This is a genomic window from Paenibacillus sp. ACRRX (assembly GCF_022346885.1).
Lineage (GTDB): Bacteria > Bacillota > Bacilli > Paenibacillales > Paenibacillaceae > Paenibacillus_B.
Map to the genome: position 1 here is coordinate 1,106,937 of NZ_JAKRNK010000001.1, position 22,384 is coordinate 1,129,320.

Consider the following 22,384-nt stretch of genomic DNA (forward strand, 5'->3'; position numbering starts at 1 on the left):
AGTAAGGGTAATCCCATATTTATACTTTATTTCTAGTTATTATTTATCCTGGAACACAATCATTTAACTTAGGTGAAGCGAAATGACCCAGTAAAGGAGGAAAAAGCGACGCCACCCTTGAGAGATAGAACGAAGAAATGTAAGTGCATAGACCCAGTATGACATGGGAGGGTAAACCGTCGAGGGAATGGTGTGGATATCCAAGGTGCGTTCATAGGAACGTATCCATAGATTGGGAAATGAGTCCCAAGCTCTATTCCACCTACGGTTTTCTCAAAGACACATGTCATCACAGCATGATCTCTCTATCTATTGAGAATGTAAACGTAGAATACTAAGAAAACGAGAGCAAATGAAAGATAATATTAATTCATATTGGGAGATGAAAATTTGTATGAAAAAAGTATTTCCTATTTTTTTAGCTTTTGTTCTTTGTTTAATTCTCTCAACTAGTGCTTTTGCAGATATTTCAGTATCTGATGACAAAATGAAAGAAATCATATTGGAAAAATACTCGTTTTCAGAAGATTTCGTAAATGATTTATCATATGAAGATCTTCAGAAGTATTATAAGAATAGTTACCAGATATTAAATTCAACTAAGACTGAGACATATATCAAATTTAAATATGATATGTCTGAACCGAAAAAACCCAAAGAGATATCTCAGACTAAAGCAACAAAAAAAGAATATGAACTCTCTCTCAATCAGCCAGCAATTCAAACAAGATGTGGTATTTCAAGTGGTTATGATTGCATCCAAGAAGGTTGGGTGAAATTAGAAACGTATATCAGCAAAACTTCATCAGATGAGGGAAATGTTTCTGCCAGATTTCAATGGCTAAAGGCACCATATTTTAAAGAAACGGATGTTTTAGCAATTGGATTGAATTCAAACTTCTCTCCTGTACCTGGCACTGAAAGTGCGTCTTATACATACGAAATATGGGACGGAATATTACGAACAATAAGTTATGGTATTGCTAGTAAAAGAGATAGTGGTGGATATGCTTATAAAATTGAACTACTCGATAATTTATCTGCAAGTTTTCCTTTTGGAAGACATAGTGAAATTTTTAGAGGTTATATGCAATACGATTTTATAAAAATTAGTGAGGATGCAAAAGCTGTTGATGCCTTTTCTCATTATGCGCATCAGGAAACACACAAACATTTAAATGTCTCAATATCAATGCCTGTAGGTGGTGGATTTTCGCTTTCAAATCAAACAAAATTCGATATCTTAACTGGCCACGCTCAACTAAAGTGGTAATATCGAGAGAGAGTGTTCCAAAAGTAACAATTCAAGAAGATTGGTTTCATCTTATTCCCAGAAATCATGAATATTAGAATGGAAAAGGAGTTAAGCGACTTGCATGTGCTTAACTCCTTTGTTTCTTTCGTCTATGGCTGCTTTTTCGCAGATTGTGGGAAAGCGAAAGCCACTCGACCTCGAGGTTTACCTTGGGTAAGTCTCGAAGCAGGAATCTCTTAAATCCCAGGTTGTTCTTTATATCACCAAATACAGGCTCTGGCTCAATCAACCGTTGAATCGCTAGCGCATATTCTTCCATGTGTAAAATATCTAAGGTAGCGGCTGAGATATGAGTGAGTGGTGATTGATATGAACCTGATCAACAGGCGTGTTAAGCTGCTGCAGGATGATGAGTGGCAGTGGATCAAAGTAGAGGATATATTATCTATATCTTAAGTCCTAATTTATTAGGGCTTTTTTTGTTGGTTTACCATCATTTGCATGGCTTTATATCTATCTACTATTATAATAGTTATATAAACAGCGAGGCGGTGAACTGGTGTCGAGCGCACTATTTATTGTGATAGGCACAATTGAGGTATTTGCAGTACTAACTACAGCACTTAGGATTTTTAGATTTAAGGTCAGCTGGTATTTAAGAGATATATTGATTATGTCGGTTGTTCTTGCGTTATCATCATATTTAATACGAATTGTCCTAGCTATACCGTATTTGGATATGCCAATAGCAATACTAGCTGTTATTGTGTTTATGAGATTTGCAATAAAAGTTAAACCGCATTATGCCGTGATATTGTCTTTGTCAGGTTATGCATCTTACATATCTGTGCAGTCCATTGTTTATTTTTTATTAAGTCTCATTTTAGATTTCGACAGTGCACTATTAACTCAGCAACAAGGGACTTATCTATATTTGCTTCAATTGACTACAGCCGGCACGACGATGCTATTATCGTTTCTCTTGTACAAGTTAGGACTAGGGTTTACTTTCATAATTCATCCACCTCATAGCTTTAACATAAAAATTAATAAGAAAAAAGAAGGTAAGGTGTTTTACGCTACTGTAGCAACATTCTTGATACTGTCCGGAGCTTTAGGTTTTCTGCTGTCAGGGTATGGGTGGGTTGCCTACATAATCGTAGCTCTTAATTTTATTGCACTTTACATTTTGCTACATCGTAGGAGCGAGCAAGAGTGATAGATAAATCTGCTAGTAGCTTGGCAAAATACTTAATTAACAACGGTAGTAATGTAAGTAACGAAATTCTTTGTTATGCTATCTCAAACATTTTAAATATAGTTTTAGTATCAGTTGTGTCGCTTACAATTGGTTTTATTACAGGTACGCTGATAGAAACGTTAATCGCTCTAGTTGCCTTCGCAGCTATTAAGCATTACTCAGGCGGAGTACATATGGCATCTATGGATCGATGCTTTGTATTGTCAACAATTATAATCACTGTACCACCTCATGTTGTCATGACGAACAAAATTGTGTTGATAATCACGCTTGTATCCATCGTCGCTTACACGTTGTATGCACCGAATTACACAGAACAATTAGTACGCCCTTTTAATAAGAGACGTAATAGGCTTATATCAATAGTTATAGTAGGGGCTAACCTATATTTACAATCGTCAACACTTGCACTTATTTATTTTGTTCAAGGATTGATGATAGTACCATATTCGAGGAAAGGAGAGACTAAACCATGAAAAAACAACTAGTACAAGTAGCATCTAAAGCTCTTTTGTCAGCTGCTCGTAGGTTTTCAAAGCAAGCTAAAGTGTTTGCTGGAGCGCTTCCAATACCGAAAGAATTGCAGAAATAAGGTGTTGATATGGAGTTATTAGGGGTAAGAGTTGAGAATGGTAGACCAGTAGGGGACTTTGACACGTTTACCATAGATGACTTGTACTTTGCCGAAACGTTCAGCCCAAAAGCCAATCACTTGTTACCCCTTTTTCACACTCGTAAGGGTACATTTACAGTTCTCACAACCTTAGATGAGCATTATGTTGCTTTTTCAAAATACGAGTTCATAAAACTCCTTGATTCAAAAAACTTTGCTAATTTAAACAACATAACGCACGCAGAACCATTTGGTAGGGGGGCAAAAGCATACTTTAATGATTACCCTCTGCCGATCACGGTGTCTCGCGACAAGAAAAAATATATTCGACATTTAATGACAAAGGGCCTTTAATTAATAAGGCTCTTTTTCATTCCTATTACCATGAAAAAAAAGATGGGTCAAGGCCAGTTCAACCTAGGGTGATCTGGCCGATTTTGACGACCTGATTCGACACAAGTACCAAGTAATTTGTGCTAAGCTTAATACGTAACATAACATGTCAGGAGGGAGATAAAGTAGCTTCACCCCGTAATTTGATTCGATAGTACTTCAATAACACTCCTCAATTAAACAAAACCTAGCAGATAAATTAACAGACAAAACAACGAAGAATCACCATAAAAAGAACACGTGTTCGTATATAATAAGAACAAAGGATAAGTAAAAGGGGAATTAATAAGGAAGGAAGTGATAAATAACCTGTCGGCTACACGAATGATAACGATAACAATTGTATAGGTATAAATTGATTGGGAGCAAATTGCTCTCATTTTACCCGGGTGCGGATACCTATTATCCGCTGTGCTTACTCTTTTTTTTCGATAATCCACTCATGTAAGTCTTCCATACGAACGTCTAGTAACAGCGCAGCCATGTATTCGTCTTCTGGCTTCATTACACGTTCATTGTTACAGAAGTGAGAGATTATTCGCTTTGGTCGCCCAGACCTCCGTGCATATTCAGCTTGCGTCCAGCCTTTTTTGGCGATCATTTCCCCGAGTAAGCAACGTCCTCGGGTGACATGCAATTTTATTACTCCTTTCTATAAGAACTGTAGAATTAATTATACAACAAATAGGAGAGTCACAGATGACAATATCGCACATTATAAGCGTCCCGTTTGAATTGGATGAAAAGTGTATGCTTATTTATTTACGAGCAATACTTATTGCGCTTGATGTTAAAACACCAGTGGCCGTCCAAGCCAACACTCCAACGAAGACAATTAGATTTGATATAAAATAAAATGGGGCGCCCCCAATGATGCCCCCAGAATGCCCCCAAAAGTATTTAATCATATTTAATCCTATTATATTAGATGCGTGAATTTACACGAAATATAAGGTTATTTTCATACTTATTTATCTGTATTTCAAGCGCAGACATGTATCGCACACAAGTTCACCAATGGGAACGCGATCAATATATGACGTTGTACTAATGCATCCAACCCCTAGGAGCCACAAGGCTTCTGGGGTTTTTATTTTGTTGGGCATTTTTATTGTTTGCTAAGATGATTGCCATTTGCCCAACAAATGCCCAACTATTTATTATGAGAGCCAACAAAAAGTGAATTGAGCTTGTCCTCATACTTATCCAAATTCCTCGCTTATAGTTTTTAGAAATGTGTGCGTAGACATCTGAAGTGATTTGTATACTTCCATGTCCAAGTCTCTTTTGTAGGTATTTCATATCTACATCTGCTTCAAGCATAATTACTGCATGAGTATGTCTAAGTGCATGTATCGGTACTGATGGTAAATCTGCACGTTTCGATCTTCGCTCGAATGCGTTGAATAGGCTTGATTTAGGCATAAAATTACCAGTATCTCTGCACAATACTAGATTTAAATCATGATGATACTTATCATTCAGGTTTAATTTATTTCGGTTCTGGTATTTCATATGATCTTTTAAATCATTTACTAGTGATTGGCTTATTTTAATTATTCGTGGAGAGTTAAATGTCTTGGTATCGCCAAATAACTCTTGGTCTTCATCCGCAGAAAAATCAAGGGTCTTATTAATGTCTATTTTCATTTCATTCAGGTTAATATCAGTCCATTGCAGTGTAGCGGCTTCTCCTTTCCTCATTCCAGTTTCTATGAGAACCTTGAAAAAATCCAATAGATGTAACCATATTCATAAGCAGATTTTAAAAGAACTGGGACATTATCAGATTCAATAAAGTTAATTTCACCCTTTTTCTTTTTTTGCCCTTGATTACAACTCCGTTACAAGGGTTCTTCTCCAACTTCCCAATAGTAACCGCTATTTTCAAGAGCACTATGATTGTCCTCAGAGGTGACAAGGTTCGGCTGAAGACGGGGAAGTCTGCGGAAGTCATAGATGTTTGGGGTACCGCTCGGACCTGGTACAAGTTTAAAACCAATGATGGACAGATCGCCATAACGATGTCTGAAGCTGTTAAATCGATTATCGTCAGCAGCCTGAAAGTTAAATCTAAATCCAGGAGGATGTCATGATAAAGATTAGCAAACTTGAGATAGAAAACGTCAAACGAGTCAAGGCCGTTTAGATCGAGCCGACAGCAAATGGATTGACCATTGTAGGCGGTAAGAACGAGCAAGGGAAGACAAGCGTTCTTGACTCAATAGCTTGGGGGCTAGGCGGTAATAAATATCGGCCATCATAAGCAGCGCGTGATGGCTCTGTGATCCTGCTTTACCTGCATATTGTGTTGAGCAATGGCTTAATCATTGAGCGTGAGGGTAAAAATTCCGATCTGAAAGTCATTGATCTGAATGGCCAGAAGGGTGGTCAGCAGCTCCTTGATAGTTTCGTCGAAGAGTTGGCCATCGATCTACCAAAGTTTATGAATACTTCCAAATAAGGAAAAGGACAACATACTGCTCCGGATCATCGGTGTGAGCAATCAACTGCACGAGCTTGAATAGCAAGAACAAGAGGTTTACAACACGCGGCGTGCAATAGGACAAATTACTGATCAAAAGGAAAAGTACGCCAAGGAACAACCATACTTTACAGACGCTCTCAAAGGAACCTATCTCTGCGTCAGCGCTGATTCGGCAACAGCAGGATATTCTAGCACGAAACGGCGAGAACCAACGCAAGCGGCAACGGTTTGGTGATATTCAGGCACAGCGTGAACGTCAATGGCAAGAAGTCGAGCGAATAACAAAATATGTTAAATGATGCACGTGCAAAAATTGATCATCTTTCTAATGACATGGAGATTGCGCATAAAGACTCCTTAGATCTACTGGACGAGTCAACAGCCGAACTCGAAACTAACATTTAGAAAATAGACGAGATTAGCCGAAAGGTAAGAGCCAATCTAGACAAGGACAAGGCTGAAACAGACGCAAGTGACTACCGTGTGCAGTATGACAAACTTATTTCTCAGATCAACAGATCCGTCAGCAGAAGACTGACTTGCTGGCAAACGCAAATTTACCACTGCCAGGTCTATCCGTTGATGATGGTGGGCTGATAGACAATGGCCAACGCTGGGATAACATGAGTGGCACCGTTCAAGGCTGGAGTGCTCCTACATCATCGCCAGGGACATGGAAGGCAGGTGAATTTTAATGTTCACGTTGACAAGTGGCAAAGTCCAGAAAGCTAAAAAGGTAGTGCTGTATGGTCCGGAAGGTGTAGGCAAATCTTTGCTTGCTGCACATTTTCCTAACCCCGCATTTATCGATACTGAGGGATCGACAACAGAACTCGACGTGCGACGATTTCCCAAGCCCACAAGTTGGGAGATGATCAGACAGCAAGGACCATCAGAAATCGGGACGTTGGTTATCGACACGATCGACTGGGAGGAAATGCAATACACATCATCTGTTTGTGCGCAATATGGTAAATCTGGAATCGAACAATTTGGGTGGGGCATGGTTATACGTATGTAGCTGAGGAATATGGAGCTTTTTTAAACTTGCTCAGCGATGTAGTAGATGCAGGCATCAACGTAGTACTGACAGCTCACTCTAATATATCCAAATTCGATCAGCCGGATGAGATGGGATCATATAATAGATACCAACTCAAATTAGGAGCGAAAACAGAATCTAAGACAGCAGCACTTACTAAAAAGTGGGCAGACATGGTCCTATTCATCAACTACAAAACGTTTGGCGTAACATCTCAAATTGACAGCAAGGGTAAGGCAACAAAATACAAGGCGCAAGGCGGAATACGGACCGTCTACGCTACGCATCATCCTGCTTGGAATGCGAAGAACCGACACGGTCTGCCTGATGAGTTTCCGCTGGCCTATTCGTATATTGCTCATATCTTCAATGGTCCTAGCAATACAGCTCCGCCGCTTGTCCCTCCACGAAATTACCAGCAGGATGAGACGTGGACAGTGCTACAACCTAGTGGTGGACAAGTGAATGCTCCACCAGCACCAGCACAAGTCCATGATACATCATCACAGGCAGCATAACAGGCTTTTGGACAAATGACAGGCGGACAGCAACAACTACAACAAGAGCAGCCGCCCACACAGCCAGCAGGCAGTGACATAGCGGCAACTATTAATTCAAACATTCCGAAATCGCTGGCAGATTTAATGGTCCAGCATCAAGTATCGGAACTTGAAGTTCAAATGGTCGTTAGGCGAAAGGGATATTACCCAATGGATACGCCAATTACCAATTACGATCCATCCTTTATCGATGGCGTACTGGTGGGGGGAATGGCAACAAGAGTTCAGCATGATTCAAAAAATCAGGGAAAACATCTCGTTTTAATACAGCATAGGGGAAATTCAATGACACAAAACGTAGAATGTGAATTAGATTGGGATGATCAGATTCAAAAGGACGGCGGAGAATTTATTCTGCTGCCAGCTGGTGACTACGACTTTACGGTGACATAGTTTGAGCGTGTGCTCGTCCTTGCCCACCGAGGAGAGTTACTAGACCAGGCAGCGGACAAGTTGGAGAAGTCAACTGGTCTAAAGTGTGCCGGGGAAAAAGCAGAACAAACATCTGTTGGCAGCTGGTTCCGGGTAGTCGTGGGTAGTGTGCAGACGCTCATGCGAGACAAACGGCTGCTGCAGATCATTTTGACACGATCATCATCGACGAGGCACATCATTGTATATCGATTAGCTATCAGCGAGTGCTGCAGCATTTCGAGAAGGCAAATGTATTAGGTGTAACAGCTACACCGGATCACGGCGATATGCGTAACTTGGGGGCGTACTTTGAGAGGCTGGCATATGAGTATACGCTGCATAAAGCAATCAAAGAGGGGGTTCTCAGCCCGATCAGGGCATTAACAATTCCGCTTAAACTCGACCTGTCCGCCGTTGGCCAGCAGGCTGGTCACTTTAAATCAGGTGACTTGGGTACGGCATTGGATCTGTATCTGGATTCGATTGCCGCCGAAATGCTAAAAGCGGCCAAGGATCGTAAGATTGTCGTGTTCCTACCGCTAGTCAAGACAAGTCAAAAGTTTACCCGCATCCTGAATGAGATCGGATTTAAGGCAGCAGAAGTAAACGGCGAATCGCAGGATCGAGCGGTAGTGTTAGCGGACTTCGATGCGGGCAAGTACAACGTTTTATGTAACTCCATGCTGCTGACGGAAGGCTGGGATTACCAAGCGTCGATTGCGTAGTCGTGTTGCGGCCAGCAAAGGTACGCAGCTTATATAGCCAGATGGTTGGGCGAGGTACCCGACTGTATCCTGGTAAAACTGAATTACTCCTGCTTGATTTTGTATGGCATACAGAACGGCATGAACTTTGCCACCCTGCACATCTCATTGCTGAGAACGAAGAAATAGCTCAAGCCATGACCAAACAAATTGAGGCAGCTGGTGTTCCACTTGACTTAGAAGCTGTTGAAAAGCAAGCAGGAGAGGACGTAATTGCTCAGCGAGATGAAGCGACGTAAACGTGCATTGGTGGATCCGCTGCAGTTTGAAATGAGTATACAGGCTGAGGACTTGGCCAGTTATGTTCCATCGTTCGGCTGGGAAATGGGTCCACCGAGTGATAAGCAACTTCAGATTCTTGAGAAGTTGGGTATCTTGCCAGATCAAGTTGATAACGCTGGCAGGGTAACTAAGCTGCTGGAACGCCTGGACAAGCGACGGGAAGAAGGACTGACGACACCAAAGCAGATTCGTTTCTTAGAGCAGCGCGGATTTGAACATGTGGGAACCTAGTCCTTTGAATCTGGTAAACGTTTGATCGATCGGATCGTGGGGAGTCGTAATGCATCTCTATGAATATTCAAATTACATGGGAGGAATCCTCAACCCACACAATTTAACAAAGCAACAAAGATCCCCGCAAACCGTGTGGATCTGCAGGGATTTTTTTGTTGCTTAATGACGTCCTCTTATCTTGTTATTGCATATACGCTTACAACAAAGTTGGCTGTTGCGCCATTTGGATTTGCAATATAAAGAGATCTGTTTTGATAAACATCGGTATACTTACCATTTACTACGCCTTTAAAAATAGTTGGATCGCTGCCACCACTTACATCCTGCGCAACAATGAAACTAATAGAATTGGGATCATCGCTTCCAAAAGGTGTTATTTCCCACTGGAAATTGATTGTGTTGGCAGGCAGAGTATCCGTTGAAAAGTTCCCGCTGGAACGGCTTGATTGGCCAGCTTGAGGGGGTGGTGAAGAAGTAACGCTGGAAATAAGTATTCTGGACATACATTTTCATCCCTTCACTTATGTGATGTCATACAACACATGCTTATGAAAAAATGAAAACTTATTACAGCTTTTGTTTCAACCAAACTAATAGCTGAACACGGCGGGAGACAATTAACACAATGGTAGGAGGGGGAGCCAATGGAACATAAATTGGATCTTATTGCTTTGTTGGGATACGTTGACTCCACATATCTAGATTACCAGGAATGGGTCAATGTTGGCATGGCGCTAAAATACGAAGTCTATACGGCCAGTGATTGGGACGATTGGAGCAAACGGGACGGCAGTCGTTACCATCCAGGCGAATGCTTCAAAAAGTGGTCGACTTTCGAGGGATCAGGCATACCAGTTACTGGCGCCACGATCACGCAGATGGCCAAGGATAATGACTGGATGCCACGCTCTCGGTCCAAATCGCCAGTTAGAAAGCTGAAACAACTAGGACTCTTTTATATCACTAAGGAAGATCGGATAAGAACAGTTAATCAATGTGACTGGAAGACTGCCTTGCTTTTGTAGATAAAATAGAAAATTAACTTACAGGGTCATAAGGGGAGAACGGGATGTAACGAATGGAAGATATTGCTGATTGAGTCGAGATAGTACTTATAGAGAAAGTAATTGATGCAAGATGGACGAACTCAGACATGAGGAAACAAAATGCAAAGAAAAAAGTGCCAACCCTAGTAGGATGACACTATTAATATTAATTATTGATAGTTTTGTAGCTTGCCTACTGCGGAAAAAGCTCCATCAGTCTTAACATAGAGTCTATACGAACAACTAGAGTTCATGTAGTAATCTATATTCTTAGTTCCTCCGTCAGGCATGTTATAATTGTAAACAGTGTCTGTGTCAGAGGCTTTGCTGCAATATTCATGAATAAAACCAGAAAATGCACCACTTGCATTGATTGTTGCTTTTCCATATTGATTTTGACCGGTAATAGCCTCGGTTGCTTTTGCGAAGTAAGTATTGCCCGGCACATAAACTGAAACGGAAGAGTTAGCAGCAAATACAGCAGTTGTTGTCATCAATAAGATGAGCAATGTGAGGCCAATAATTTTTAAATTCTTCATAGGCACCTCCAATATTTTCTAATCCTTTTCGCTAATAGTTCCCTGTTCACCTTAGAACAAGGTACATGTAAATAATTCTCTATTAATTCACAATATCCTCCATAAATAAAAAATATATTGAAAAAAACCTAATATTAATGAAGTCATTAAACATTACTTGATCGCTACTATGATAACATCATTACAAATGAGCGAACAACTTTAGAGAATGAAATTACTTTATTGGACAAAGACATTAATCTACTCGGAGAAATGAATTGGGATCACGAATATGACCTTGAATGGATGGGGACAGGACGGCGAACAGGTAATAAAAGAGGGGTAGAAAGCATGGAAGCGCGTATTAGTTTCAGATGTCCGATATCGTTTTGTGAGCGATATTAGTACGATGGAGAATGAATAACGATAAATCATAGCAAATATAAGAGGCAGACCACAACTGGTGTGCCTCTTAACTCTATATAGGTTCTAGGTTACTATCCCTTAATAGATGGTGCATGCAAACAAAATGAATATCGGTGCATTAAAATAACGGATGATATAGTTTAACTTAAGAAACAAAAGATGGAACTAATGTTCTTTGCATATATGCCACAATTGAATAAAGTTAAAAGAGCTGTTTTATTCATAATAATAAAACAGCTCTGAATGATGGACATACATCAGAAGAAATTCTGAAGTATAACAACATTATCTTCTGTATGCTCTTTGTAATTCCTCAAGATCAAATTTCTTCATTTTAAGAAATGCTTTTGTTACGGAAGCAATTTGCTCAGGTGTACCCTTGCTCATTATCTCGTCCATTTCCCTCGGTACGATTTGCCAGGACATGCCATACTTATCTTTTAGCCAGCCACATTGCTCGGCTTCAGGAACCGCAGAGAGATTTTCCCAATAGTAGTCAATTTCATCTTGTGTGTCGCAATACACCATGAATGATATGGCCTCGTTGAAACTAAATCTATGCTCATGCGCGCTGTCCATTGCGGCAAACCACTGATTTTCAAGCATGAAATCAGCGAACATGATCGTTCCTTCTTTGTCGGGCTCCATGCCTTTTGGATAGCGAGCAGTAAGTCCCTGCTTGGAGTTCTTAAATACTGACAAGTAAAAATGAATCGCCTCTTGCGTTTTACCGCATACCTCACCGACAAACAATATCGACGGTATTATCGTAGGGCGTACTTCTCCATTCGGTATGGTAATAATTAACTGCCGCGTCAAACCATACTTGTCTTGAATCCAGCCATATCTCTCACTAAACGGATACTTATCGAGCGGCATTAACTCTGTGCCACCATCGGATAATTTATTCCACACCTCATTAATTTTCTCTAACGCATCTTTGTCTCTAGATGGGTCAAAATGAACCGTGAAAGACACTGACGGATTAATTTTAAAATAGGGACCTGCGCTGATCGCCATGAACTTCTGACCCCATAATTCGAAAGATACTATTTGGCTATCACCAGATGGTGTGTTATGTAATGTGGTTACATTCGTAATTTTTGAGTCTGGGAACAAGGAAGCGTAAAACTCTGCTGCTTCTTTAGCCTCCTTGTCGTACCAAAGATGCGGAACGATTTTTTGATCTGTTAAATGGATTGACATTATTCAACAGCCCCTTTATGGAGAAATTTTGACACCTAATATTGTTATATACCATAATTGGGACATTCAAACACTATTTGGGAATAAAGCAACTGTATATTTGAAAATATCAAAAACGTCCATTCACTTATCTCCACTCACACATACAATGTTTTAGCCCATCAATAAAGGAGTGAAAAAGCTCCGTTTCACTAGGAATGAACATTTTCGTCTGTGTGTTTACAATCGATTTTTCTGTAAGTAATCTCTTTTTCTCCTTTACTTAGCTTCTAGCTGAATTAGTCCTACAGCCCCAATAGCTCCGAGGGTAAGGATATATATTTTAGTAGCGGGCGTATACCACCATTATTCTCTGTGATAAGCAGACAAATGCACTCCATTTGTTAAAAAAGTCTGTCCTCAACGCAAAACACCTTCAGGAGTTGTCCACATATCTCTAAATGATATGGGCATTCTCTTGAAGGTGTTCCTAATGAATGTTACATGATGAGATCTGTTTCAGAATCAAAGCTCCGGAGTGGCTTCTTCTTACTTAATTCCGTTCGAAAACTGCAATCATCTTTTCGATTACATCATCTGGCGAACGATCTACCAGCCAGGTTTGGCCAAACATCTGGAAGATTTTAATGGCCGGGAAATCGCCCCAGAAGCCGACAAATACATCGTCAAGGATTACTTGTTCGTTAACATGCTTGTTCATTTCAGCAAGATAGCTCTCGAAGATTGCCTTTGCCTTCGGAGTGCTAATCCAGTCGTTGACCAAGCTGAACTTGTGGTAGGAGACAGGCTCCTCACCGAAGTTGCAATAGACGCGTTCACGCAGGCGAATGTCTCGAGAAGAACTGCTGATCGCAATTTGGAAGTACCCAGTCTCAGCAACCCATTTGTTATATTTAGTGTTGTAGTAAGCGAAATCGCGCTTTTCCAGCACAAAACGAACCTGCTGCTTCTCGCCTGGTGCAAGGGCAATTTTCGCAAATGCTTTAAGCTCCTTCTCTGGACGGTTCCATTTACATTCTTCATCGTGGACATAGAGCTGGACAACCTCTTTGCCAGACATCGTTCCCGTATTCTCTACAGTAAAGGTTACATGCACATTTCCTTCTTGCTGGACAGACTTCAGGTCGGAATAAGCAAATGTCGTATATGACATCCCATGTCCAAACGGAAATTGTGGCACCATCTCCTTACGGTCATAGTAACGATAACCGATGAAGAGTCCTTCACGATAGTAGAGCTTGCCGTTCTCACCGTGAATTCGCATATGCGACGGGTTATCAGACAGCTTGACAGGGAAGGTCTCCGACAATTTACCGGAAGGGTTGACTTGCCCGAACAGAATTTCAGCAATCGCTCGGCCGCTACCTTGTCCCGTAAGCCAGGAATGAAGCGCACCTGGTACATATTGAATCCAGGAATGCATAGCAAGCGCAGATCCGCTGCTGCTTACAACGATGCAGTGCGGTTGAACCTCTGTCACCGCCTTGATCAGCTTCTGCTGATGCAGAGGTAGCTCGATCGTCTCCAAATCATGCATTTCCGATTCAACGTACTCCGGTTGACCGACGAACAGCACTGCCACATCTGCAGACGCCGCAAGCGCTACGCTCTCCACGATCATTTGCTCATCGAGATGGTCATCCTTCGGATAGCCATCGGCATAGACCATTTCCACCTTATCACCGACTATATTCTTCATTTCATCCCATGGAATATCTACACGAGTTGGCGTAACTTTCGCACTGCCAGCTCCCTGAATTCTCGGTTGCTTCGCGAACTTCCCGATTACAGCTATTTTAGAAATCTTCTCAGAATCAAGCGGAAGAATACGATTATCGTTCTTCAACAAGACGATACTCTCGGCCGCAGCCCGGCGCGCCAGTTCATGATAATCAATGTTCGATGGAGCTGATTCTATATTAGCTTCCTTAACCTTGCGTACAAGTTCCAGAATACGACCAGCTGATTTATCAACGACCGCTTCATCCAGCTTGCCTTCCTCAACCGCCTTAACAATCGCTTTCGTGTTGTAGTAAGCAGGGCCCGGCATTTCAAGATCCAGACCTGCACCCAAGCCGCGAACCCGATCATTGACGGCGGTCCAGTCAGAGATCACAACCCCGTCATAGCCCCATTCCTCGCGCAAAATATCGTTCAACAAATGCTCGTTCTCACTTGTATAGGAACCGTTAAGCAAGTTGTAGGAGCACATGATGGTCCAGGGGTTCGCTTTTCTCACAATACGCTCGAAGGCACTCAGATAAATTTCACGCAATGTACGTTCATCGACTTCAGAGCTTGTTACCATCTTCTCGAACTCCTGATTGTTACAAGCAAAGTGCTTCACGGATCCGCCGACGCCTTGGCTTTGCAAGCCATTGATAAATGCGGCTCCAAGCTCGCCCGACAGGCACGGGTCCTCTGAATAATATTCAAAGTTGCGGCCGCCAAGCGGGGTACGCTTCATATTGATCCCTGGCCCTAAGAGCAGGTCAACTTCCATCTGGCGCCCTTCAACCCCTAGAGCAACACCGAGTTCATGCAGCAGTTCTGTGTTCCAAGACGAGCCGATCGCAGATCCTGTAGGATAGCAGGTTGCAGGGATATTCTCCCCTGTAATACCCATTTCTTCGTTGCTGTTCGTTTTACGAATTCCGTTTGTTCCATCATACATTTGGAGTGCTGGAATCCCATGATGTTCGAAGCCTTGGGTCATCCACATATTTAGTCCGGCGCATATTGCCGCCTTTTCTTCCAAAGTCATAGCTGCGAGCAATTCTTTCGTTGGTTTCATAGTACTCTCTCCTATCCTTATAGAGGTAGTTAAAAAGGTCGTTTTTTGAAGCCGCATATAAATTATTTAGTAGCAAGCTGTTCTTTTTTAAGCTCTTGCTTGTCGTATACTTTGACAAATGGGAACCAGACGATGAACATCTGCAGTAATACCACTGCCAGAAGCAAGAGGCCTTTAAATCCGGTTAAGATAAACGTTGAGATTCCAATCGGCGTATACCAGAGCTGGAATACTTTACTAGGAATATCTACAAGCCCAAGATCAAGTACGATGTAGACAATAATTGGTGTAATGATGCCGTTGATCCACATAGGGATCATCAGGATCGGGTTAAAAGCGACTGGTGCCCCGTAAATAACGGGTTCATTAATATTGAACAGTGACGGTACAATCGTTGCTTTCCCGATTGATTTCAGTTTTTTCGACTTAGAGAACAAGAACCAGACAATCAGCGGTAAAGTTGCCCCAAGTCCGCCAACGCCAACCCAACCAGAGAAGAACGTCTCGAATGTGTTGATATTAATAGGATCCAAACCTTGAGCGACAAGGGAAGCATTCTGTTCAATTGCCGGAATCCAGATCGAGTAGAAGATAGGGGTCATAACCCAAGGGCTGACACCAAAGGAATAGAGCAGAACTCCGATAAAGTTGAACAAGACAAATCCTGCAAGGGTCTGGCTAATCTTTTGTAATGGGGTGAAGATGTCTACAATAAGAGCGAACATATCAAATTGCAATTGATAGGTCAGAATCCAGCCGATGACTAGAACAATCGCAATTGGAACAAGGAAGTCAAACCAATCTTTAATAAATTCAGGCAATGACGTGTCTTTCTTAAAGAAAGAGAAACGATTGAAAGCATTGATGATTACCGCTACAAAAACTCCAACCAAAAGAGCTGTAACCATTCCGGAAGGCCCAAATCGTTCAAGAACGAATTGCACCGTTCCATCGTCTTGGAAGGTGGGCTTGAGCAGCATCATGAACAAAGATAAGCCAGTTGCACCTGCTATGAGCTTTATTTTGTCATGGCCTTTTTTCTGCATAACGGTATACGGGGTTAGAAAAGCAATAAAAATTCCAAGTAACCCGAAGCTAAACGTCGTGATGGGTGATAAATCCGGCAAGCTTGGGATGAAATCATTCAGAATGGATACTAAGGTAATTAATGAACCAATGAAGATCATCGGTAAAGTAACCATAATCGCTTCCTGAATGGAATCCACCCATACATTTTTTGTGAATGCTTCTAAACGTGGCGCAAATTTCTCTTCCATCCACTTCATTAGACGCTGCATGATGATTCCTCCTATTTGATTAAGCATATATTAAACGCTTACATTCCTATTATAAGAAGGATTGATAACGCTTTCTTGTTGTTCCTTGCCTTATGCAGGTTTGTTTTTTGTCATGTTGGATATCAATTCATTAACTTGCTACAAACACTTCCCATTTATACAGCAAAAAACACCTCTTCACTTGAAAAGGCGTTTTATTAGGTTCATGCGTATTAATATTGAGGTTGTAAAGTTATTAGCAGGATACCATGCGAGGGGATGATAAATGTCCTCTCAAGCTGTCCTACCGCGTCCAGCCATTCAACATGGATTTCAGGAACACTTCTATTCCGCAAAAATTGCAGCTCCTCCTCTGTTGGATAGGTCGGTGCGCCTAAGCAAATCCATTCATCGAAGACAGATCCATGTTCACGATCCAGCCGGTAGCTTGTCATTTTATATTTATGTTCCTGTCCATCCAGATTAAGCTTAAAGGAACAGTTTCCTTTTTCTTCAAAAATAGTATACCGACTTGTTTCAGTCAATCCTGACCAATCACCGCTTGCAAAAAGTTGATCCACATGGGTGTAATTATACATCAGAATTTGCAAGCATCCATCTCTGGCACTCGTTACGATATATCCGTCACCTTGGGCCAAAATACAATCCCCCAGTCTAGTAAGCAGCTCAAAGGCATGATAACTGGGTTTCTTCAAGCCATTACGGTTGATGAGGCCAAAACCGCCGTAGAAAATGGAGGAAGGTACTAAGCTTTCTTCAAAAACATCCGTAAATGACCAGAAGGCAATGGATTTTAATGTACCCAGCGTTTGTAGCACATGATGAACGACAAACGCTCCCATAAACATCGTATCGTGGATCAGATTGCGGTCATACAGTGAGAAATTCCATTCTGTCATGTGAAGCTCAAGTTCTGATATGTCCGTCCCTGTAAGCTTTGATCTCAGACGCTTCACGCTATCCAAATAGAATGAAGGAGGCATGAGCGTCGTTAGTTTATCTTTTTCACTTTTCTGGTTCGGGTATTCCGAATAGACATGGAATGAAAAAAAGTCAATCGGAATCTGTCTTTCGCTGCAAAAGGCAATGAATTCGTCAGCCCAGTTATCGTTCCATACAGAGCCGTAGCCCATAGCAGGTCCACCTACGCGGAACTTGGAAGAAATCGATTTGATCGCGGCTGCCGTCTCAGCATAGAATTCAAAATATTCCTGCTTTGTTCCTGCCCAACATACACCGGATAGATCAGGTTCATTCCATACTTCGAAGTACCATGTTGATACTTCCTCCATGCCGTAACGGTTCAAGCAGTGAAATACGAATTCACGAACAAGTGCATTCCATTTATTCTGATCTTTGGGTGGTGCAATATGCCCTCTCCACCAGAAGATCGTTTCATTCGAACGAGCAAGTACCGATGGCATGAAACTTAGAGCAACAAACGGGCGGATGTCGGCCTTCAGTAAAAAATCGTAGAGCTTATCGACATAAGCCCAGTTGAAAATGGGTTCCCCTTCTTCCGTCTCTGCATACACCATCATCTCATCATTAAAGATGCCATGAAATCGTATATGCGAAAACTTTAGATTACGCTGCAATTCCAATAACTGTGACTGCCAATCGGCACGTAATCCTTCAACTGCTCTTCCTGCTGTAGTAAGCCAATTCCAATGTTTCATATAAGGAATACCTGCAGCTTTTATATTGACGGATATTTCCATTTGATTGTAAATGACGTTCTCCGTAGAGGATGTGAGAAATGATTCTTGTGATGTCTCCAAATATCGATAGAGCGACTCCATCGCTTGGATCGTATCGACTTCATAATAATCGGCGCTAGTCGATTCTTCATAAGTAAGCGGTTTGCGAGTAGGATCTGCAGCCTTGGATTCCATTATCGACTCACGGAAAACGCCGGGAGTGGTATCGTATTTTTCTTTGAAATATTTATTAAACAACTTGACGTTTGCGAAACCGCAATCCAACGCGATCTGAGTCATGCTGAGATTAGTATTTATCAAAGCATCAACAGCTTTCTCCAACCGAACCGTAGTCAAATATTTCTGAAACGGAATGCCGATTTTGTCGCTGAAGAAATGAGAGAAATAGTGTAGGCTTAAATGCTCTTGATCAGCAATGGATTGCAGCGTGATTTTCTGGCTGTAATGGCGGTCAATAAATTGCAGTACGCGATTCAAACGCTGATAATCATAATCCTTAACATTCCTACGCTTCTCTTCCGTCATACGCCTGGAAAAAAAACGCATAAGATGTCCCGCTAGCATATACAATAGACCCATCGAATAATTCCGGCTGCCTTGTGTTTTCTTACTCGCTTCCCAAGCCATTTGTGCCAGATAACAGCGAATTCGATCATAATGATTCCGATTCTCGGGTGTCTGATACAATGAATTGCAGGCCACTAGCATATGCTCATCAAGCAGTTCCGGACTAAATTGGAGCGTAAGCAGAACATTGTCCTGATTTGTGTGCTCAATCTGATGAACGGACATGCTATTCACGACAATAATATCGTCCTGATTCAGTGTGTAACTTTGCTGGTCCAGGTGCATTGTAATCGCGCCCTGAAGAACATAGATAATCTCGACTTCCTTATGCCAATGAAAAGGTACATACGCAACGCTGTTGACGAACAGCCTGATTGGCAGGTCCTCCTGATAGTCGATAAATTCGTACAAATAACTCATCGGCAAGGATCTCCTTTATAAATAATTGTACCTTGCTACAAAATAACGAGGTTTCAAAAAAGGTTTGAGCGTTAAAGTGGGGGAGCTATAGCTAAAAATAATATTCCATATTTCACCTCGTTTATCCATCTTTATTCTCTACCCTGCTATACTATCCGACACTTGTGCTAAAGACGAATAGAAATGAGTGATAGAACTACTCATTTTTTAGTATTTTTTTCGCACTAATTTGTAGGTGGATACGTCAAATACGCTTGTAATAAATAATTCTATCAAGCTAAGAAGGATGATTTCAATGATAGTCACTATTGAGGGGACAAAGAAAGTGGCTCCTATATAGTAAAGATATACGAACAAGATGTTTATAAAGCGAAAACAATAAAGGCAATGGCTTGGTGGAATACCGCAGATGGATGGGAATAGATGGGGACCTGGAATGTGGGCGAGGGGAGGTGAATGGAATGAGGGTTGCGCCAGTATACAATGTAAGTCTGTTGCATTTAATCAAACAACACAGTGGTTTAAGCATTGAAGATATCCAGAATCACGAGGACTATAAGGATACTAGTATAGCTACTTTGGAGAATGAACTAGTAGTATTATTGACATGAGAGAAATAATATTAACAGATGATCATAAGTGTGTTTAAGCACCCTAACCGGTGCTTTTTTCTTTTGCCTAAAAACCAAAATTCAAAACGCTTATAAGTACTGTTTAGTTTTGTTTTATGGTAGAAAGATGACTTTCTTCGGTGCTTTGATTACTGTTTCTCCCAAATCTATTGCTGAGTAATTGACTATGTATAATAATGAGATTGCAGGACGATTATATCCCAAATATTAGGAGGTCTTTGTGTGCTTTATATGAAAAAGAAGTTCGTAACAGGTATTTTAACACTTGCCATGGCAGTTGGAATGTCCTCATCAGCTTATGCAGATGATATTAAGCGAGTTCAAGAAATTGAACCTAATTTCAGTTTCGCAAAAGCTACTAACTTTACTATTGTAGATTATGTTATTCTTGACGGTGAGATGTCTAGTGATTCTGATTTCGATTATTTCAGGTTTCAAGCCCCAAAAACCGGAACCTTTTCAATCGATTGTGGCATATTGCAGGATGTTCCTGCTGGGGATTTAGAGGTTTTACTCTATTCCAAAACAGGAGCGGTATTGAAAAGCAAAAAATTGAATTCTCGAAACGAGCTAAGATTTGAGTATCAATTAACTAAAGATGAGGTTTATTATATCGGCGTAGAATCTATGTATTCCAAGCCCTTCGAATATACAATTGATTTCGAAGCTAAGTGAAGACAAAAACTCTTTGCAGTACAAATAATTTATTTTAAAGCACCCATCGCGGTGCTTTTTATTATGTCCAGAAAGGATGAGAGGCAATGAACTTTGGTCAATCAATTGAATTGCAAAGGGCAGGTAAGAAATTTACGCGAAAAGGATGAAATGAGCAAGGGGGGGGGCTAGCATATGTATCTTCTTCACCTTTTCGTATACCAGATTCAAATAGAATCTTGAAGGAAATCGATTAAATGTAGCTATTACTTGTATGATTTTTGAATAAAACGAGGAATATCACTTGAATCCATGAAGGTAGAATGGAGGTCAACCAGTCATAACACAGAATGCAAAAGAACTAAAAAAGACAGCGCCTCTAAGAGCTAATTAGATACTCCTAATGACGCTGCTGCTTATGTAAGTTACACAATGTCTGAGATCAGAAGTGTGTTGTCCTCCATAATGAATATCACCTTTTTAGTTAACCCTGAAGGAGTAGCATCGCCTGGGATCACTTGAGCATCACCATATGACCCTGTTTGTGAATAATAATATTGAAGCTTATAATCATCAAACCAGAATGTAAATGTATTGTTATCGCCTGAAATTGTCATGTGATGTTCAGCGTAATACTCTGGTCCGCTACAATCAGGAATATCACACCCTTCATCATGTTGGCCAGAAGTTAAATTAACACTAGGTAGAGTTGAGGAAGAATATGCTTGAATTAATGTACTATCTTTGGAACACTCCGTGTTCGTAAAACTATACTTTTGATTGGTTTTGTTGATAACGATTAACAACTTTTTAAGCATATATTCGCCTCCAATAATAAGTTGCTTTCAAAATGAATATATTCTGCAGCATTGATATATATGTGCTTTGGGTAAAAAAGTGGTGAAGGCCTTGGTGAGGTGAAGTTCTGCAATGAACTTGCTGAGTAGGTAACCGAACAGACAGATAATGTGAACAAGTGGGATAAAAGATAATTAGGGCTAGAGAATGAGTAGACCAAATTTGCATGCATATTTTGCTAAAACATAAGGAGATAACAATGTACAAGCTCTACACTGACTGACAGAGTTGAGTTTGCATTAGGGCAGTTGTCGCGACAGGAACGAGGATGTTATAAATTGGTCAGGGAAACTGTTTTCTTATGGAGGAGCCAGCGAATATATTGGGGTTATAAAAGAGCACTGTACAAAGGTTTGTTGAGGCTGCTGATACAAAGTTACAGCATCTTATTAATCATCTGACTTATTTAACAGAAAAGAGCGCCAAATCAAGGCGCTCTTCGATAAAATTAATAATGAAATAGTGAAAAGTGATACACTCTCATAGAATCAATAGTTAAATTTATCCCACGAATCCTAACAATATAAGCTTTACCTTCAGTTGCTTGGAAGTTTACATAAGACGGTTGTTCAGCGTTAAAAAATTGTGTTGCAATACGTCCTTCGTTTTGATCAAACCCTTCTTTATCAAAAACTTCAACTACGTATTGCTGATTATCGGGTGGATAAAAGTAAACACTGTGAATACCCGTTACGTTAGATGTAATTGCATAATAGTCAAGATCATATAGGTAATCCATTGTTCCGAAAAATGTTTCGTGTGAACCATATTTTTGATCAGGTATGTAAAGAAGATTACTAGGCGTGTTGTTCATTGGCTCAATATCATAGCTTCCCATATTGGGATCAAATGGAGCTGCACTAGCTGGAATGGCAGCGCCAATTGCAAGAACAGCACCTAGCAACAATACAGTTAATTTCTTCTTCATGTAATAACCT

The 22,384-nt window shown here is 40.9% G+C and carries 26 protein-coding genes and 1 pseudogene; 16 read left to right on the top strand and 11 right to left on the bottom strand.

The features are described from left to right. Positions 1 to 394 precede the first annotated feature (394 nt). Positions 395 to 1,273 carry a hypothetical protein gene (locus tag MH117_RS05185; protein WP_239327567.1) on the top strand — a complete coding sequence of 293 codons (879 nt, stop codon included), beginning with the start codon at positions 395 to 397 and terminating at the stop codon, positions 1,271 to 1,273. A 109-nt stretch (positions 1,274 to 1,382) separates the two neighbouring features. Here the strand turns inward: MH117_RS05185 and MH117_RS05190 are convergent, their stop codons facing one another. Continuing rightward, positions 1,383 to 1,574, bottom strand: coding sequence for a transposase (locus MH117_RS05190; RefSeq protein WP_239327568.1), 192 nt, complete (start codon positions 1,572 to 1,574; stop codon positions 1,383 to 1,385). Positions 1,575 to 1,814: 240 nt separating this feature from the next. On the opposite strand from MH117_RS05190, the gene MH117_RS05195 reads away from it, so the two are divergent. The 3 genes from MH117_RS05195 (at position 1,815) to MH117_RS05205 (ending at position 3,483) form a co-directional block, all read left to right on the top strand. After that, a complete protein-coding gene (locus tag MH117_RS05195) occupies positions 1,815 to 2,474 on the top strand; it encodes a hypothetical protein (RefSeq protein ID WP_239327569.1) in 660 nt (219 codons plus the stop codon). After that, complete coding sequence (locus MH117_RS05200) at positions 2,471 to 2,992, top strand: accessory gene regulator B family protein (protein WP_239327570.1); 522 nt, start codon at positions 2,471 to 2,473, stop codon at positions 2,990 to 2,992. The genes MH117_RS05195 and MH117_RS05200 overlap by 4 nt, the downstream gene beginning before the upstream one ends. Positions 2,993 to 3,117: 125 nt before the next feature. Beyond that, entirely contained in the window at positions 3,118 to 3,483 is a 366-nt protein-coding gene (locus MH117_RS05205; RefSeq protein ID WP_239327571.1) for a hypothetical protein, read from the top strand. 454 nt (positions 3,484 to 3,937) lie between these two features. Here the strand turns inward: MH117_RS05205 and MH117_RS05210 are convergent, their stop codons facing one another. Beyond that, positions 3,938 to 4,159, bottom strand: coding sequence for a helix-turn-helix domain-containing protein (locus MH117_RS05210; RefSeq protein WP_239327572.1), 222 nt, complete (start codon positions 4,157 to 4,159; stop codon positions 3,938 to 3,940). A gap of 62 nt (positions 4,160 to 4,221) precedes the next feature. Here MH117_RS05210 and MH117_RS05215 point away from each other — a divergent pair, with 62 nt between their 5' ends. Beyond that, positions 4,222 to 4,377, top strand: a complete 156-nt coding sequence (locus MH117_RS05215; protein ID WP_239327573.1) for a hypothetical protein — start codon at positions 4,222 to 4,224, stop codon at positions 4,375 to 4,377. A gap of 372 nt (positions 4,378 to 4,749) precedes the next feature. Here MH117_RS05215 and MH117_RS05220 read toward each other — a convergent pair. Further along, a pseudogene (locus tag MH117_RS05220) lies at positions 4,750 to 5,404 on the bottom strand (site-specific integrase); the annotation flags it as partial. A gap of 288 nt (positions 5,405 to 5,692) precedes the next feature. Between MH117_RS05220 and MH117_RS05225 the strand changes: the two are divergent. The 9 genes from MH117_RS05225 to MH117_RS05265 all read left to right on the top strand — a co-directional run bounded on the left by MH117_RS05225 (position 5,693) and on the right by MH117_RS05265 (position 9,303). Then, on the top strand, positions 5,693 to 5,788 hold the full coding sequence (locus tag MH117_RS05225) for an ATP-binding protein (protein ID WP_239327575.1): 96 nt from the start codon (positions 5,693 to 5,695) through the stop codon (positions 5,786 to 5,788). Positions 5,789 to 5,833: 45 nt separating this feature from the next. Beyond that, a complete protein-coding gene (locus MH117_RS05230) occupies positions 5,834 to 5,986 on the top strand; it encodes a hypothetical protein (protein ID WP_239327576.1) in 153 nt (50 codons plus the stop codon). Between the two features lie 563 nt (positions 5,987 to 6,549). Next, positions 6,550 to 6,705 (top strand): hypothetical protein, encoded by a 156-nt coding sequence (locus tag MH117_RS05235; RefSeq protein WP_239327577.1) that lies wholly within the window; start codon positions 6,550 to 6,552, stop codon positions 6,703 to 6,705. Continuing rightward, the gene (locus MH117_RS26480) at positions 6,705 to 7,031 is read left to right on the top strand and encodes an AAA family ATPase (RefSeq protein ID WP_275444485.1); all 327 of its coding nucleotides are present in this window, start codon (positions 6,705 to 6,707) and stop codon (positions 7,029 to 7,031) included. The genes MH117_RS05235 and MH117_RS26480 overlap by 1 nt, the downstream gene beginning before the upstream one ends. Then, entirely contained in the window at positions 7,007 to 7,570 is a 564-nt protein-coding gene (locus MH117_RS26485; protein ID WP_343224432.1) for an AAA family ATPase, read from the top strand. The genes MH117_RS26480 and MH117_RS26485 overlap by 25 nt, the downstream gene beginning before the upstream one ends. 15 nt (positions 7,571 to 7,585) lie before the next feature. Next, complete coding sequence (locus MH117_RS05245) at positions 7,586 to 8,005, top strand: hypothetical protein (RefSeq protein WP_239327578.1); 420 nt, start codon at positions 7,586 to 7,588, stop codon at positions 8,003 to 8,005. Between the two features lie 245 nt (positions 8,006 to 8,250). Beyond that, positions 8,251 to 8,751, top strand: coding sequence for a DEAD/DEAH box helicase (locus MH117_RS05255; protein ID WP_239327579.1), 501 nt, complete (start codon positions 8,251 to 8,253; stop codon positions 8,749 to 8,751). 2 nt (positions 8,752 to 8,753) lie between these two features. Beyond that, positions 8,754 to 9,029 carry a P-loop NTPase family protein gene (locus MH117_RS05260; RefSeq protein ID WP_239327580.1) on the top strand — a complete coding sequence of 92 codons (276 nt, stop codon included), beginning with the start codon at positions 8,754 to 8,756 and terminating at the stop codon, positions 9,027 to 9,029. After that, positions 9,016 to 9,303 carry a hypothetical protein gene (locus MH117_RS05265; RefSeq protein ID WP_239327581.1) on the top strand — a complete coding sequence of 96 codons (288 nt, stop codon included), beginning with the start codon at positions 9,016 to 9,018 and terminating at the stop codon, positions 9,301 to 9,303. The genes MH117_RS05260 and MH117_RS05265 overlap by 14 nt, the downstream gene beginning before the upstream one ends. 176 nt (positions 9,304 to 9,479) lie before the next feature. On the opposite strand, the gene MH117_RS05270 is transcribed toward MH117_RS05265, so the two are convergent. Continuing rightward, on the bottom strand, positions 9,480 to 9,809 hold the full coding sequence (locus MH117_RS05270; protein WP_239327582.1) for a DeoR family transcriptional regulator: 330 nt from the start codon (positions 9,807 to 9,809) through the stop codon (positions 9,480 to 9,482). A 141-nt stretch (positions 9,810 to 9,950) separates the two neighbouring features. On the opposite strand from MH117_RS05270, the gene MH117_RS05275 reads away from it, so the two are divergent. Further along, positions 9,951 to 10,331, top strand: coding sequence for a PriCT-2 domain-containing protein (locus MH117_RS05275; protein WP_239327583.1), 381 nt, complete (start codon positions 9,951 to 9,953; stop codon positions 10,329 to 10,331). 191 nt (positions 10,332 to 10,522) lie between these two features. Here MH117_RS05275 and MH117_RS05280 read toward each other — a convergent pair whose 3' ends face one another. The 5 genes from MH117_RS05280 to MH117_RS05300 all read right to left on the bottom strand — a co-directional run bounded on the left by MH117_RS05280 (position 10,523) and on the right by MH117_RS05300 (position 19,302). Then, positions 10,523 to 10,891 (bottom strand): hypothetical protein, encoded by a 369-nt coding sequence (locus tag MH117_RS05280; RefSeq protein ID WP_239327584.1) that lies wholly within the window; start codon positions 10,889 to 10,891, stop codon positions 10,523 to 10,525. Between the two features lie 690 nt (positions 10,892 to 11,581). Beyond that, positions 11,582 to 12,502, bottom strand: a complete 921-nt coding sequence (locus MH117_RS05285; RefSeq protein ID WP_239327585.1) for a VOC family protein — start codon at positions 12,500 to 12,502, stop codon at positions 11,582 to 11,584. Between the two features lie 532 nt (positions 12,503 to 13,034). Beyond that, the gene (locus MH117_RS05290; protein ID WP_239327586.1) at positions 13,035 to 15,296 is read right to left on the bottom strand and encodes a beta-glucosidase family protein; all 2,262 of its coding nucleotides are present in this window, start codon (positions 15,294 to 15,296) and stop codon (positions 13,035 to 13,037) included. Positions 15,297 to 15,358: 62 nt separating this feature from the next. After that, positions 15,359 to 16,594, bottom strand: a complete 1,236-nt coding sequence (locus MH117_RS05295; RefSeq protein ID WP_239327587.1) for a PTS sugar transporter subunit IIC — start codon at positions 16,592 to 16,594, stop codon at positions 15,359 to 15,361. 212 nt (positions 16,595 to 16,806) lie between these two features. Beyond that, positions 16,807 to 19,302 carry a GH39 family glycosyl hydrolase gene (locus MH117_RS05300; RefSeq protein ID WP_239327588.1) on the bottom strand — a complete coding sequence of 832 codons (2,496 nt, stop codon included), beginning with the start codon at positions 19,300 to 19,302 and terminating at the stop codon, positions 16,807 to 16,809. An 854-nt stretch (positions 19,303 to 20,156) separates the two neighbouring features. On the opposite strand from MH117_RS05300, the gene MH117_RS05305 reads away from it, so the two are divergent. Then, complete coding sequence (locus MH117_RS05305) at positions 20,157 to 20,609, top strand: hypothetical protein (RefSeq protein ID WP_239327589.1); 453 nt, start codon at positions 20,157 to 20,159, stop codon at positions 20,607 to 20,609. Between the two features lie 404 nt (positions 20,610 to 21,013). On the opposite strand, the gene MH117_RS05310 is transcribed toward MH117_RS05305, so the two are convergent. Both MH117_RS05310 and MH117_RS05315 read right to left on the bottom strand, forming a co-directional pair. Next, complete coding sequence (locus MH117_RS05310) at positions 21,014 to 21,406, bottom strand: hypothetical protein (RefSeq protein WP_239327590.1); 393 nt, start codon at positions 21,404 to 21,406, stop codon at positions 21,014 to 21,016. 488 nt (positions 21,407 to 21,894) lie between these two features. After that, positions 21,895 to 22,374 (bottom strand): hypothetical protein, encoded by a 480-nt coding sequence (locus MH117_RS05315; protein WP_239327591.1) that lies wholly within the window; start codon positions 22,372 to 22,374, stop codon positions 21,895 to 21,897. Between the last annotated feature and the right edge of the window lie 10 nt (positions 22,375 to 22,384).